The sequence below is a fragment of the Rhodanobacter sp. Soil772 genome, assembly GCF_001428385.1.
In the GTDB taxonomy this organism is placed as follows: Bacteria; Pseudomonadota; Gammaproteobacteria; order Xanthomonadales; family Rhodanobacteraceae; genus Rhodanobacter.
In genome coordinates, this window is record NZ_LMSK01000002.1 from 819,033 (window position 1) to 831,821 (window position 12,789).

The 12,789-nt window shown below is 68.5% G+C and carries 13 protein-coding genes; 6 read left to right on the forward strand and 7 right to left on the reverse strand.

Annotation, left to right across the window (positions count from 1 at the left end; translation table 11 throughout):
- Positions 1-30: 30 nt before the first annotated feature.
- Genes ASG75_RS10165 through ASG75_RS10180 form a run of 4 tightly spaced genes read right to left on the reverse strand, consistent with a single transcriptional unit; the run spans position 31 to position 2,651 of the window.
- Entirely contained in the window at positions 31-888 is an 858-nt protein-coding gene (locus ASG75_RS10165; RefSeq protein ID WP_056388532.1) for an EamA family transporter, read from the reverse strand.
- Between the two features lie 49 nt (positions 889-937).
- Positions 938-1,804 carry an MBL fold metallo-hydrolase gene (locus ASG75_RS10170; RefSeq protein ID WP_056388536.1) on the reverse strand — a complete coding sequence of 289 codons (867 nt, stop codon included), beginning with the start codon at positions 1,802-1,804 and terminating at the stop codon, positions 938-940.
- Between the two features lie 2 nt (positions 1,805-1,806).
- Positions 1,807-2,229: a DUF6691 family protein gene (locus ASG75_RS10175; protein ID WP_056388542.1), complete on the reverse strand. Its 423-nt coding sequence runs from the start codon at positions 2,227-2,229 to the stop codon at positions 1,807-1,809.
- The gene (locus tag ASG75_RS10180; protein WP_056388543.1) at positions 2,226-2,651 is read right to left on the reverse strand and encodes a YeeE/YedE thiosulfate transporter family protein; all 426 of its coding nucleotides are present in this window, start codon (positions 2,649-2,651) and stop codon (positions 2,226-2,228) included. The genes ASG75_RS10175 and ASG75_RS10180 overlap by 4 nt, the downstream gene beginning before the upstream one ends.
- Before the next feature lie 194 nt (positions 2,652-2,845).
- Between ASG75_RS10180 and ASG75_RS10185 the strand changes: the two genes are divergently transcribed.
- From ASG75_RS10185 to ASG75_RS10205, 5 genes are all read left to right on the forward strand, one after another.
- Positions 2,846-3,100 (forward strand): hypothetical protein, encoded by a 255-nt coding sequence (locus tag ASG75_RS10185; RefSeq protein WP_056388546.1) that lies wholly within the window; start codon positions 2,846-2,848, stop codon positions 3,098-3,100.
- Between the two features lie 75 nt (positions 3,101-3,175).
- Positions 3,176-3,634, forward strand: a complete 459-nt coding sequence (locus ASG75_RS10190; RefSeq protein WP_056388549.1) for a MarR family transcriptional regulator — start codon at positions 3,176-3,178, stop codon at positions 3,632-3,634.
- Positions 3,635-3,656: 22 nt separating this feature from the next.
- Positions 3,657-5,096, forward strand: coding sequence for an efflux transporter outer membrane subunit (locus ASG75_RS10195; RefSeq protein WP_056388552.1), 1,440 nt, complete (start codon positions 3,657-3,659; stop codon positions 5,094-5,096).
- Positions 5,097-5,105: 9 nt separating this feature from the next.
- Positions 5,106-6,344, forward strand: coding sequence for an HlyD family efflux transporter periplasmic adaptor subunit (locus tag ASG75_RS10200; protein ID WP_235580186.1), 1,239 nt, complete (start codon positions 5,106-5,108; stop codon positions 6,342-6,344).
- A 148-nt stretch (positions 6,345-6,492) separates the two neighbouring features.
- Entirely contained in the window at positions 6,493-8,019 is a 1,527-nt protein-coding gene (locus ASG75_RS10205; RefSeq protein WP_056388554.1) for a DHA2 family efflux MFS transporter permease subunit, read from the forward strand.
- Positions 8,020-8,025: 6 nt separating this feature from the next.
- On the opposite strand, the gene ASG75_RS10210 is transcribed toward ASG75_RS10205, so the two are convergent.
- The 3 genes from ASG75_RS10210 to ASG75_RS10220 form a co-directional block, all read right to left on the reverse strand.
- Positions 8,026-8,556: an acyloxyacyl hydrolase gene (locus ASG75_RS10210; protein WP_056388557.1), complete on the reverse strand. Its 531-nt coding sequence runs from the start codon at positions 8,554-8,556 to the stop codon at positions 8,026-8,028.
- Positions 8,557-8,726: 170 nt separating this feature from the next.
- A complete protein-coding gene (locus ASG75_RS10215) occupies positions 8,727-10,205 on the reverse strand; it encodes a pitrilysin family protein (RefSeq protein ID WP_056388559.1) in 1,479 nt (492 codons plus the stop codon).
- Positions 10,202-11,575, reverse strand: coding sequence for a pitrilysin family protein (locus ASG75_RS10220; protein ID WP_056388561.1), 1,374 nt, complete (start codon positions 11,573-11,575; stop codon positions 10,202-10,204). Before ASG75_RS10220 ends, ASG75_RS10215 begins: the two co-directional genes overlap by 4 nt.
- Positions 11,576-11,760: 185 nt before the next feature.
- On the opposite strand from ASG75_RS10220, the gene ASG75_RS10225 reads away from it, so the two are divergent.
- Positions 11,761-12,717, forward strand: coding sequence for a hypothetical protein (locus ASG75_RS10225; RefSeq protein WP_056388563.1), 957 nt, complete (start codon positions 11,761-11,763; stop codon positions 12,715-12,717).
- Positions 12,718-12,789: the final 72 nt, after the last annotated feature.

Consider the following 12,789-nt stretch of genomic DNA (forward strand, 5'->3'; position numbering starts at 1 on the left):
CATAGCCCGGAAGTCACTGCCGTCGGACGATCAGCCGCGCGCGATCGCCCCGATCGCCAGCAGCGCCAGCACCACGCCGGCGAGGTTGAGCCGGCTCAACCGCTCGCGAAAGACCAGCAGGCCGACCAGCGCGCCCAGCGCCACCACGCCCAGGTTCATGCTGGCGAACACCAGCGCCGGGTGCTGCGGCAGCGCGCGGTGGCCGCGCAGGTAGAACAGGATGTTGCCGAAGTTGGCCAGCCCCAGCAGCGCGCCGGCCAGCGCGCTGCGCGCGGTGAAGCGGGTTTGCCCTTGCGCGCGCCGCCACAGCTGCAGCGCGAACGCCACCAGCAGCGCCAGCGCGAACATCGCCTGCAGCGACGCGCCCAGCGGTACGCCGGCCAGCGCCACGCGCTTGAACAGGATGTCGATCACGCCGAAACCGCCGAACACCGCGAGCGGATACAGCCAGCCGCCGACGCCGTGCTCCGCCGTGCCCTGCCCACTGCGCCAGACCATGCACAGCAGGGCAAGCAGGCCCAGCGCGATGCCGAGCGTCTTGAATCCGGTGAGCTGCTCGCCGAACAGCACGAACGCCGCCAGCAGCGACAGCAACAGCGACAACCGCTGCGCCGCATCGCTGCGCACGATGCCGGCATGCCGCACCGACGCGGCCAGCGCCAGGAAGATCGTCGGCAGCAGGATGCCCAGCGCGGCCAGCGCCAGCCACGGCACGCCGGGTTCGCGCAGGCTCGCCGGCGTGGGCTGCAGCAGCAACGCGGTGAGCGCGCTGGTCACCACGTAGTTCCAGGCGATCGCCTGACCCACGTCGATCTCGGCGCGCCGCGCCAGCTTCAGCAGCACAGACACCAGCACGCTGCACACCACACTGAGCAGGACGTAGATCACCTGTCACTCCGCCGGCGGCAGATCGTCGGGCCGCCACATCGACGCCCGCTCAAAACGCGTCCAGCGGAATCTTCAGGTAACGCACGCCGTTGTCCTCGGCCGGCGGCAACTGGCCCGCGCGCATGTTCACCTGCACCGCCGGCAGCAGCAGCGCCGGCACCGCCAGGCTGGCGTCGCGTGCGCTGCGCATGCGCACGAACTCGTCTTCGCCGATGCCGTCGTGCACGTGGATGTTGTCGCGGCGCTCGGCGCCCACCGTGGTCTCGTGGGCAAACACGTCGCGGCCGGCGGGCTTGTAGTCGTGGCAGAGGAACACCCGGGTTTCCTGCGGCAAGGTAAAAATACGCTGGATCGAGCGGTACAGCGTGCGCGCGTCGCCGCCGGGGAAATCGCAGCGCGCGGTGCCGTAGTCGGGCATGAACAAGGTATCGCCGACGAAGACCGCGTCGCCGACCCGGTGGCTCATGCACGCCGGCGTGTGGCCGGGCGTGTGCATCGCCACGGCTTCGATGTCGCCGATCATGTAGCGCTCGCCGTCCTTGAACAGGTGGTCGAACTGGCTGCCGTCGCGCCTGAAGCCGGGGCCGGCGTTGAACAGCCGGCCGAACGTGTCCTGCACGTCGCGGATGTGTTCGCCGATGCCCAGCCGGCCGCCCAGTTGCGCCTGCACGTACGGCGCCGCCGACAGGTGATCGGCGTGCACGTGGGTGTCGATCACCCAGTCCACGCCAAGCCCCTGCGCCCGCACGAACGCGATCAGCGCATCGACCGAGGCATGAGCGGTGCGCCCGGACGCGGCGTCATAGTCGAGCACGCTGTCGAACACCACCGCCCTGGCCGTGGCCGGATCCCACGCCACGTAACTGAAGGTATGACTGGCTTCGTCGAAGAACGCCTGCACCTCGGGCCGCTTCATCATCAGTGTCCTCCGGTGGGAGGCAGCAGGCGCGCGGCCAGCCACCAGCCCGCGATCATGCAGGCCACCAGGACCAGCAGCGCGGGCGCGCCGGCACCGAGCGAGGCCAGCGCCGGGCCGGGACAGTAGCCGGCGATACCCCAGCCGATGCCGAACAGGGCGGCGCCGCCCACCAGGCGGGTGTCGATGCGGCGCGACGTGGGCCACTGGAACCGTTCGGCCAGCAGCGGGCGCGATCGCCGCAGCACCCGCCGGTAGCCGATCGCGGTGGTCAGCACGGCACCGGCCATCACGAAGACCAGGCGCGGATCCCACGCGCCGAAGATGTCCAGGAAGCCGAGCACCACGGCCGGCTGGGTCATGCCGCCGAGGCTGAGGCCGAGACCGAACAGCAGCCCGGAGGCGAACGCGATCCACGCTTTCATGGGCCTACTCCCAGCAGGTGCCGCAACACGAACACGGTGGCGATGCCGAACACCATGAAGACGGCGGTCGCCAGCAGCGAGCGCGGCGACAGCCGCGCGATGCCGCAGACGCCATGACCGCTGGTGCAGCCACCACCGAGCCGCGTGCCGATGCCGACCAGCAAACCGGCCAACGCCATCCACGGCAGCCCCACCTGCGGTGCGCCGATGCCGCTGTCGCCGCGCAGCCACCACAACAGCAGCGGCCCGGCCAGCAGACCGAGCACAAACGCCAGCCGCCACGCGCGGCCGCCCGCGCCGCCCACGATCAGGCCGCTGGCGATGCCGCTGACGCCGGCGATGCGACCGAGTGCCGCCATCAGCAGCACCGCCGCGAGGCCGATCAGCACACCGCCGCACAAGGCGCCGAGGTAGGGATGCATGGTCACGCTTCCTGATGGGTACGAAGGTGGAGATTATCGCCCCTGCGCGACCGGCCGCCGCATCATGCCGGTGGCGCGGTCGACGTGATTGCGCCCAGCGGCGCGTCTGCCCAGTCGCCGCAGCCCGTGCCACACAGCCTGTCACAGCGGGCCGCGCACAGGCGTCCTAGTGTCAATCCGTGCAGGAGACCGAGATGTCGCTACTCCCCGTCCCCACCCCTGTGCACGCCACGCATGCCGATGCGCTCACCGATTTCGTGGTGCACGCCCAGTTGATGCTGGACCCGGCCACCCCGGAAGCGGTGCGCCGCGAAGCCGAACCTCGCCTGCTGGCGCAACTGCCGACCCTGCAGGCGCTGGGCGTGTTCGAACTGTTCACCCTCCGCGACCCGGCGTTGCGCGCGCTGGTGCGCGACGAGCTGCAGGCCCGGCAGATGCGCGCTGCCTGACAGCTTGCTGAAGCAAATGCATGCCAGCACATATTTGCCTTGACAAATATACTTGAGGCAATAGAATGCGCGGCCATGAATACCGAATCGCTTGCCTTTTCCACCCCGAAAGAAAGCCTTGGCGTCCTGCTCGGCCTGGTGCGGGCGGAGATCGTGCGCGCGATGGAAGCGGAGCTGGCGGCGCAGAACGTGGACCTGCGCTTCACCCAGTTCCTGATCCTCAAGCGGCTCGCCCGACTCGGCCCGATGTCGGCCAGCGAGCTGGCCCGTTCGGTCGAACTGGACGGCGGCGCGATGACCCGCCAGCTCGACCAGCTCGAACGCAAGGGCTACCTGCGGCGCTGTCCGCACGAGCAGGATCGCCGCGCGCTGCGGATCGAGCTGACCGACGCCGGCAACGCGCTGTGGCAGCAGCTGACCGACTGCAACGAACGCGTGCTGAAGGCGGCCCAGCGCTCGCTGGACGAGGCCGAACAGGCGCAACTGCACGACTACCTGGAACGCGTGCTGCACGCGCTTCGCGACAAGAACTGACCCTTCCACCCTGGACCTTTCCATGCGTCTGCATCTTCTTGCGGCTGCCGCCGCCCTGACCCTCGCGTTGGCCGGTTGTGCCAGCAGCGGCGGCCTGCACCCGAACGGCACGCCGATCGATCCGACCACGCTGAAGGCCGAACACAGCCTCGCCCACCTGTCCGCGGCAGCATGGCCATCCACCGACTGGTGGAGCGGGCTGGGCGACCCGCAGCTCGACGCGCTGATCGCCGAGGCGCTGCAGGACAACCCCGGCCTCGGCGTCGCCGATGCGCGCGCCCGTGCGGCGCAGGCCGAGGCGGGCATCGCCGATGCCGCGCGCGGGCCCAGCGTGAATGGCGGTGCCGCAGTCGCCGGTGCCCGGCCGCCGGCCGCGCTGCTCGGCGACAAGGCGCGTTTCGCGATGGCCAAGTACGGCTACGCCAGCTTCAAGTGGGATCTGGATCTGTGGGGCGGCAAGCGCGCCGCGTGGGAAGCGGCGGTCGGCCAGGCGCGCGCCGCCGAGGTCGATGCCCGCGCCGCACGCATCGAACTTTCCGGCAATATCGCCCGCGCCTATGCGCAGCTTGGCTACGCGTTCACCCAGCAGGATCTGGCCGCCGGTGAGCTGAAGCGCGCGAACCAGTCGCGCGAACTGACCCGCCAGCGCGTCGCCGCCGGCATCGACAACCAGATCGCGTTGAAGCAGGGCGATGCGGAAGTGGCCAGCGCCGAGCAGCAGGCGGCGCTGGCCAGCCGCGCGGTCGATGCCGCGCGCTCGTCGCTGGCGGTACTGCTGGGCAAGGGTCCGGATCGCGGGCTGCAGATCGCCCGGCCGCAGCTACTGAAACCGGCCGAGCTGGCGGTGCCGTCCAACCTGCCGCTGGACCTGGTCGGCCATCGCGCCGACCTGGTCGCCGCGCGCTGGCGCGTCGAGGCCGCCGGCAAGGACATCACGGCGGCGAAGGCCGAATTCCTGCCGAACATCAGCATCGGCGCAATGGCCGGCGTGATCAGCATGGGCGGCGGCAACCCGTTCAGCCTGCCGGGGCGGTTCTACCAGTTCGGGCCGTCGCTGAGCCTGCCGATCTTCGACGGCGGCAAGTTGCGCGCCAACCTGTCCGGCAAGGATGCGCAATACGACCTCGCCGTGGCGCAGTACAACCAGACCCTGGTCGGCGCACTCAACCAGGTCGCCGACGATTTGTCCGCGCTGCAGTCGCTGCAGCAGCAGATCGACGCGCAACAGCGCGCGCAGGATGCGGCAGCACAGGCCTGGGACCTGGCCGAGCAACGCTACAAGGCCGGCATCGGCAGCTACCTGGAAGCGCTCAGCGTGCGCCAGCAGTTGCTCGCCGCCGAGCGCGGCACCGCCGCGCTCGAGGCGCAGCAGGTCGATCTTTCGGTGCAGCTGATCCAGGCCCTCGGCGGTGGTTTCCAGCCGCAGGCCGACACCCCGTCTCCCACCCCATCCCGTTCCTGAGGCAGCCCCATGTCCAGCCAGAACCCAACCGCGGCCGCAAGCACGCCGGTCGCTCCATTGCCGAACACGGCCGCGCCGCACACGACGGCACCGAACACGGCAGCACCGAAGAAGAACCCGCGCGGCCTGCTGCTGCGCCTGCTCGGCATCGTGGCGCTGCTCGCCGTGATCGGCTGGGCGCTGTGGTACTTCCTCGACGGCCGCTGGTATGAAGGTACCGACGACGCCTACGTCAACGGCAACGTGGTGCAGATCACCCCGCAGGTGCCCGGCACCGTGGTCAGCATCGGCGCCGACGACGGCGACCTGGTGCACGCCGGCGACGTGCTGGTGCAGCTCGACCCGAGCGACGCCGACGTGGCGCTGGCCGAGGCGAAGGCGAACCTCGCCAACACCGTGCGCAAGGTGCGCGGCCTGTACTCCAGCGTGAACGGCGCGCAGGCCGACGTGGCCGCGCGCAAGACCGCGGTGGACAAGGCGCGCGCCGACTACCACCGGCGCGTGGCGTTGGCGAAGTCCGGCGCGATCTCGACCGAGGAGCTGGCGCACGCCAGCGACGCGCTGACCAGCGCCGAGAGCGCGTTGATCGCGGCGCAGCAGCAATACCAGACCAGCAAGGTGCTGGTCGACGACACCGTGGTCGCCTCGCATCCGGACGTGCAGGCCGCCTCGGCCCGCCTGCGCGCCGCCTTCCTCAACGACGCGCGCGCCACCCTGGTCGCGCCGGTGGACGGCTATGTGGCCAAACGCTCGGTGCAGGTCGGCCAGCGCGTGCAGCCCGGCGCCGCGCTGATGGCTGTGGTGCCGCTGCACGGCGTGTGGGTGGATGCGAACTTCAAGGAGACCCAGCTCACCCACATGCGCATCGGCCAGCCGGTGACGATCGAGTCCGACGTGTATGGCGGCGCGGTGGAATACAAGGGCAAGGTGCAGAGCCTGGGCGTCGGCACCGGCAGCGCGTTCTCGCTGCTGCCGGCGCAAAACGCCACCGGCAACTGGATCAAGATCGTGCAGCGCATTCCGGTGCGCATCGTGTTCGACGATCCGACCCAACTGGACAAGCATCCGTTGCGGCTGGGCATGTCGCTGGCCGTGGACGTCAGCCTGCACGACCAGAGCGGCCCGACCCTGGCGCAGCAGTCGCCGACCCAGCCGGCTTTCAGCACCGACGTGTACAAGCAGCAACTGGCCAAGGCCGACGCGGCGATCACCCGGATCGTCCACGCCAACATGGCCGGCGGCAAGTAACAGCGCAATAACTCCCTCCCCTGCTTGCAGGGGAGGGCTGGGGAGGGGTCGCTCTTGATCTTGAAGATCAAGAGCTTCACCCCCTCCCAACCTCCCCCTGCTGCGCAGGGGGAGGAGCACGGCAGAACCCCATCACTGACCGACACCGATGACCACCCATTTCCGCCCACCCAACCTGGCACTGAGCACGATCGGTCTGTCGCTGGCCACGTTCATGCAGGTGCTGGACACCACGATCGCGAATGTGTCGCTGCCGACCATCGCCGGCAACCTCGGCGTCAGCAACAACCAGAGCACCTGGGTGATCACCTCGTTCGCGGTAAGCATGGCGATCGCGCTGCCGCTGACTGGCTTCCTCAGTCGCCGCTTCGGCGAGGTGAAGCTGTTCACAGCCTGCACGCTGCTGTTCGCGCTGACCTCGTTCCTGTGCGGCATTTCGCAAAGCATGGGCATGCTGATCCTGTTCCGCGCGCTGCAGGGCGCGGTGGCCGGGCCGATGTACCCGATCACGCAGAGCCTCTTGATCGGCATCTACCCGCCGGCCAAACGCGGCATGGCGCTGGCGCTGCTGGCGATGGTGACGGTGGTGGCGCCGATCGCCGGACCGATCCTCGGCGGCTGGATCACCGACAACTACTCGTGGCCGTGGATCTTCTTCATCAACGTGCCGATCGGCATTTTCGCCAGCATGGTGGTGGCGAACCAGCTGCGCGAAAAGGTCGAGAAAACCGAGCGGCCGAAGATCGACTACGTCGGCCTGATCAGCCTGATCATCGGCGTGGGCGCGCTGCAGATCGTGCTGGACAAGGGCAACGACGAGGACTGGTTCAACTCCACTTTCATCATCGCCACCAGCATCGTCTCGGCGATCGGCATCGCGGTCTTCCTGATCTGGGAGCTGACCGACAAGGATCCGATCGTCGACCTGAAGCTGTTCCGCCATCGCAACTTCACCATCGGCACGCTGGCGATGGTGCTGGGCTACGCCGCGTTCTTCGCGATCGCGCTGCTGGTGCCGCTATGGCTGCAGCAGAACCTGGGCTACACCTCGACCTGGGCCGGCTACGCCACCGCGCCGCTCGGGGTGATCCCCGTGCTGCTGACGTTCTTCGTGGGCAAGTACGCCATGCGCACGGACCTGCGCCTGCTGGCGGCGCTGTCGTTCCTGGTCATGGGCGGCACCTGCTTCATGCGCTCGAACTTCTACCTGGATGTCGACTTCAACCACGTCGCCATGGTGCAGCTGTGGCAGGGGCTCGGCGTGGCGCTGTTCTTCATGCCCACGCTGACGATCCTGCTGTCGGACCTGCAACAGCACGAGATCGCCGCCGGCTCGGGCCTGGCCACCTTCATGCGCACGCTGGGCGGCAGCTTCTCGGCCTCGCTCACCACCCTGATGTGGACCCGTCGCGCGGTGACCCACCACGAGCAGTTGGCCGAGCACATCAACCCCTACAGCCCGGTGTCGCAGGAGGCAATGCAGCACTTCGGCCGGGGCGATCCGCAGCTGGGCGGCAGCATCATCAACGGGATGATCACCCAGCAGGGTTACCAGATCTCGTTCAACGAAGTGTTCCATGTGCTGGGCTGGGTCTTCATCGGCCTGGTTGCCGTGATCTGGCTGGCCAAGCCGCCGTTCACCCCGAAGGCCCGCCCCGTCGCCGGCGGGCACTGAGACGGGTTACAGGTCGAAACCCACGCCGAGCAGGGCCATGGTTTCACCGCGATTGGGCTTGTGCAGGCGGCCGTTGGAGACGTGGCGGATCTGGAAGCTGACGTGCCGCCCCTGCCAGCCCAGCGTGCTGATGAATTCGTAGGCGCTGCTCAGTGCCTGCGTGCGCCCGGTGTTCAAGGCCGGCTGGAAGCTGAAGAACAACGGCCGATACCAGTCGCCGGCATCGCCATAGTGGATGCGCGCACCGCCGGCCAGCAGCCAGGCATCGTCGCTGGTGCCGTAGCGGGCGCCGCGATAACGCGGCACGTCGCGGCCGCCGACCCAGCCCAGCGAGACATCCGGCGACCAGCTGAAACGGGTCGTGCCGATGCGGTGTTCGTCGAACACGGCTTCGACGAAGGCGGCGTTGGTGCCCTGGCCGTCCATGTAACTGCGCCCGCCCTGGATCTCCACGCGGGTGGCGGCAGCGGCGGGGAAAGTCGATGCGGCCAGCGCGATGGTGAGGCCAAGGATGGGAAGCCGGTTGAGGAAACGCATGGTGAGACCCGTGGGGATGGGGAATGATGTATTTATGTACCCAATAGTCTAATAAAACGTGTCGAGCCCTGGTGAACCCATTCGGGCAGAGTTCGAAACACAGCGTTTCCACCGCCAACAAAAAACCCGGCACGCGTGCCGGGTTTTTTGATCGCGACGAGGCGACGCGGTTACCGCGTCGCGGCGGCCGCCGGTTGCAGGGTCGGGCTGTCCAAATCCAACGCCGTCGATTCCAGCAACCCGGCCTGCGGATGCGCCTTGCGAATGTCCGCGGCGAACTGCGCGGCGTCGCCGACCACCACCACCGTGCTGGCGCCGGCATCCAGGTGCTTGTCCGCGTACTTCTCGATCTGCTTCGGCGTCACCGCCTGCACCTGTGCGATGTACCGGCCGATCTCGTCCAGCGGCACGCCGTACACCGCCAGCTCGCCGACCTGTTCGGCCAGCCCGGTGGTGGTTTCCAGGCTGCGGCCGTAGCCGCCGATCAGGGTGGCCTTGCGCGCGGCCAGCTCATCGGCGGAAACCCGCGTGCTGCCCAGCCGCTTGAACTCACCCAGCATCAGCTCGACCACCTGCGCCGCGGACGGGTTCTTGGTCTGCGCCGAAGCCAGCCACAGGCCGGCATCGCGCAGCGGCTGCAGCCGGCTGTTGGCGCCGTAGGACAGGCCGCGCTTGATGCGGATCTCCTCGTTCAGGCGCGCCGAGTACGAGCCGCCGAGCACCGCGTTGGCAACCGTGCCCACGTAGTAGCCGCCATCGCCACGCGACGGCGCCGCATGCGCCGCGACCACGCCGGCCTGGCCGGCGCCGCGCTGGTCGATCAGCAGGATCGCCGGCACGCGACTGGCGGCCTTGCCCGTCGGTCGCGCCGGCAGCGGTGTGGCCGGCTTCGGCCAATCGCCGAAGCTGGCCTGCGCCAGCTGCTGCGCCTGCGCCGGGGTGATGTCGCCAGCGAGGATCAGGATCGCGTTGTCCGGCCGGTACAGCGCCGCGTGCAGCCGCTGCACATCGGCGCGGCCGATCCGCGCGATCGACGCCGGCGTGCCGCCGCGCGAATGACCGTAGGCGCCGTCGCCGAACACGCCGCGGCTGGCCGCCAGCGAGGCCAGCGCGGTGGGCCGGCTCAGCATCAGGCGCAGGTCGTCGATCGCCTGCGCCTGCGCCCGCTTCAACTCGGCCGCGCTGAAGTCCGGCTGGCGCACCACCTCGGCCAGCAGGCCCAACGCCTGCGGCAACTTCGGCGTAGTCACGGTGATGCCGACCGCGCTTTCGTCCCAGCCGGCATCGGCATCCAGCGAACCGCCCAGCGCCTCGGCGGCGGCGGCGATCTGCGGCGCAGTCTTGCCGGCCGCGCCCTTGGTCAGCAGGCTCGCGGTGAGGTCGGCCAGGCCGGCCAGCGACGGCGGGTCCATCTCGCCGCCGCTGCGCAGCACCAGCTGCGCGGTGACCAACGGCAGGCCGGCGCGACGCACGCTGACCACCTGCAAGCCGTTCGCCAGGGTTTGCGTCGTCGGCGTCGGCACGGTCAGCTGCGGCGCAGGGCCCGGTGCGGGCGGCTTGGCCGGAAAGTCGGCCGCCGCGGCGCTGAAGGTAGCGATAAGGATGGCCGTAAAGAAGGCCAAACGGCAGGCATGCATCCGGCGGCTCATTTCGCTACTCCCTTGGTAGCCTGCGGCAGGTAGTCGATGGTGACGCTGCGCGCGCCGGTCACGTACTTCTGCAGCACGCGGTGCACGTCCTGTTCGGTGACTTTCTGCAACGCGGCCAGGTCGGTATTGACGTGTTCCGGCTTGCCGTCGATCAGCGCCGCCTGGCCCAGCGCGAAGGCCAGGCCCTGCGCGGTCTGCCGCTGCTTCAGCTCGCCGGTCAGCAACTGGGTCTTCACCTTGTCCAGCTCGGCGGCGGGAATCGGCTGGGTCGCCAGCCAGATGATCTCCTCGTGCAGCAGCTTCTCCGCCTCGGCCGGCGGGTGGCCGCTGGCGAGGATCGCGTAGGCGGTGAACAGGCCCGGCCCGACCCGGCCGTCGGCATCGGCGCCGGCCTGCTGGGCGACCTGGTGGCGATAGACCAGCGACTGGTACAGCCGCGAGGAATCGCCCTGCGACAGCAGTGCGGCGGCGACCTGCAGCGGAATGCTGTCGGCCGTGTCGGACGCCGGCGGCAGCAGCCAGGTGATCGCCACCGCGGGCAGCGGCGCGGTCTCGCTGGTGACGGTGTAGCGCAGGTTCTTCTTGCGCTTGGGCTCCTGCGCGGTGACCTGCGGGATCGGCGTGGCCGGTTTCGGGATCCAGCCGAAATACTGGTCGACCCAGGCATCGAGCTGCTTCGGATCGAAATCGCCGGCGACGATCAAGGTGGCGTTGTCCGGCCGGTAGAAGGTTTGGTGGAACGCGATCACGTCCGGCAGCGTGGCCGCTTCCAGGTCCTCGATGCTGCCGATGGTCGGGCGCTTGTACGGATGCACCGTGTACGAGTGCGGGTCGATCGCGTTGAACAGCTTGCCGTACGGATTGGCCAGCACGCTCTGGCGGTACTCCTCCTCCACCACCGCACGCTCGGACTTGAAGTTCGCCTCGTCCACGTTTAGGTTGGACAGCCGCTCGGCCTCGGCCCACAGCAGGGTCTGCAGATGGTTGCTCGGCACCACCTCGAAATAGTTGGTGACGTCGTCGCCGGTGGAGGCGTTGTTGGCGCCGCCGACGTCCTCAGTCAGCCGGTCGAACTGCTCGGCGTGCATGTGCTTCGTGCTCTTGAACATCAGGTGCTCGAACAGATGCGCAAAGCCGGAGCGCCCCTGCGGGTCGTCCTTCGAGCCGACGTGGTACCACACCTGCACCGCCACGTTCGGGCTGGCATGATCCTCCACGCTCAAGACCTGCAAGCCGTTCGGCAGGGTGCGCTGGTAGTAGGCGATCGGCGGGATAGTCAGCTCGGCCGCGGCCAACGGCGGCGAGGCCAGCGCGGTCAGCAGGGCGAGCGGGGCGAGCGGGGCGAGCAAGGCAGCCGGACGCAAATGCATGGGCGGTCCCTTCGGTGGAAAGGGGTCAACCTTAGCAAGTCGGGCCGAGCCGCGCCCGTGACTTGCCGCCTGTCCGCGCAGACATGCCCGGACACCGCGCGACTTGTCCGAAGCCGAGCCGCGTGGCGGGGCGGGGCGGGCGATCTGCGATGATGGTCGAACGCTAACCTGTTGCGGGAGGTGGCATGTTCCGCTGGATCAAGAACGTCTGGACGGGTTCCGGGCCCGTCGAATTCGTGAGCGTGTTCGGCATGAACGAATCCGTGGAGCGGCTGCGGGCCGCCACGCGCCGATGGTCGTTTCCGTTCGCCACGCAGGAATGCGCCGCCGGCACGGTGAAGGAAAACCGCGTGTCGCTGCAGCGGGTCATTCCGATGGTGGGCAACTCGTTCAAGCCGTTCTTCATCGGCAGGTTCGAGCAACGACAGGGCAAGGTCGTGCTGCGCGGTCGTTTCACCATGACACTGTTGGTGAAGGTGTTCATGGCGTTCTGGCTTGGCATGCTTGCATTGTTCGCGATCGCAGGCTCGGTGGCAGCCGTGGCATCGCCGAAAATCGCCATGTTCCCGCTGGCGGCCATCGGGATGATGGGCTTCGGCGTCGGGCTGACGGCGCTGGGCCAATGGTTTTCGCGGAACGATGACGCCTGGCTCACAGATGTCATGCGTACCGCACTGCAAGTACCGCCAGACACCGCCACGCCTGGCCAGGGTGCAGGCCTTGCCGACCAAGCGGGGACAGGCAAGACACCCGTTTTCATTTACCCGCTGGCCGGACTGTTCGCCCTATTCGGGCTCCTTGGCATCATTTCGGCGATCAGCGGCATCCAGACCTATCGCGGCGGCCCTGACGGCTCCGTGATCACACCTTATGCGAACGAAACGTTCCGCATGCTCGTCGGCACGGGCTCCATCGCGATACTCGGCATCGCCCTTGGTATCTATCGACGCACGCTGTTCGCCTGGTGGTCGGGCTTCGTGCTGCTGGCGGCAAGCATGGTCTACTCGATCATCAGCCCGCTCGTACGCACCGACCTCGGCGATGCACGCGTACCGGCACTCGTGTTCGGTGGCATTTCCGTGGCGATCGGTGTGTTCTGGGGTCGCTGGTGGCATGCACAACGCCACCACTTCCACGATTGATTGCTCTGCAAAACGGGGACTGGCTGAGCCAGCCTCCTGCCGCACCCATCTCCTTCAGGTCGGCGGCAAGCG

What these genes read in the sequence shown, in the direction of transcription:
- ASG75_RS10170 (WP_056388536.1), bottom strand. Translation starts at nt 1,804, where the DNA reads ATGAAGCGGCCCGAGGTGCAGGCGTTCTTCGACGAAGCCAGTCATACC.
- ASG75_RS10175 (WP_056388542.1), bottom strand. Translation starts at nt 2,229, where the DNA reads ATGAAAGCGTGGATCGCGTTCGCCTCCGGGCTGCTGTTCGGTCTCGGC.
- ASG75_RS10180 (WP_056388543.1), bottom strand. Translation starts at nt 2,651, where the DNA reads ATGCATCCCTACCTCGGCGCCTTGTGCGGCGGTGTGCTGATCGGCCTC.
- ASG75_RS10185 (WP_056388546.1), top strand. Translation starts at nt 2,846, where the DNA reads ATGTCGCTACTCCCCGTCCCCACCCCTGTGCACGCCACGCATGCCGAT.
- ASG75_RS10190 (WP_056388549.1), top strand. Translation starts at nt 3,176, where the DNA reads ATGAATACCGAATCGCTTGCCTTTTCCACCCCGAAAGAAAGCCTTGGC.
- ASG75_RS10195 (WP_056388552.1), top strand. Translation starts at nt 3,657, where the DNA reads ATGCGTCTGCATCTTCTTGCGGCTGCCGCCGCCCTGACCCTCGCGTTG.
- ASG75_RS10200 (WP_235580186.1), top strand. Translation starts at nt 5,106, where the DNA reads ATGTCCAGCCAGAACCCAACCGCGGCCGCAAGCACGCCGGTCGCTCCA.
- ASG75_RS10205 (WP_056388554.1), top strand. Translation starts at nt 6,493, where the DNA reads ATGACCACCCATTTCCGCCCACCCAACCTGGCACTGAGCACGATCGGT.
- ASG75_RS10210 (WP_056388557.1), bottom strand. Translation starts at nt 8,556, where the DNA reads ATGCGTTTCCTCAACCGGCTTCCCATCCTTGGCCTCACCATCGCGCTG.
- ASG75_RS10215 (WP_056388559.1), bottom strand. Translation starts at nt 10,205, where the DNA reads ATGAGCCGCCGGATGCATGCCTGCCGTTTGGCCTTCTTTACGGCCATC.
- ASG75_RS10220 (WP_056388561.1), bottom strand. Translation starts at nt 11,575, where the DNA reads ATGCATTTGCGTCCGGCTGCCTTGCTCGCCCCGCTCGCCCCGCTCGCC.
- ASG75_RS10225 (WP_056388563.1), top strand. Translation starts at nt 11,761, where the DNA reads ATGTTCCGCTGGATCAAGAACGTCTGGACGGGTTCCGGGCCCGTCGAA.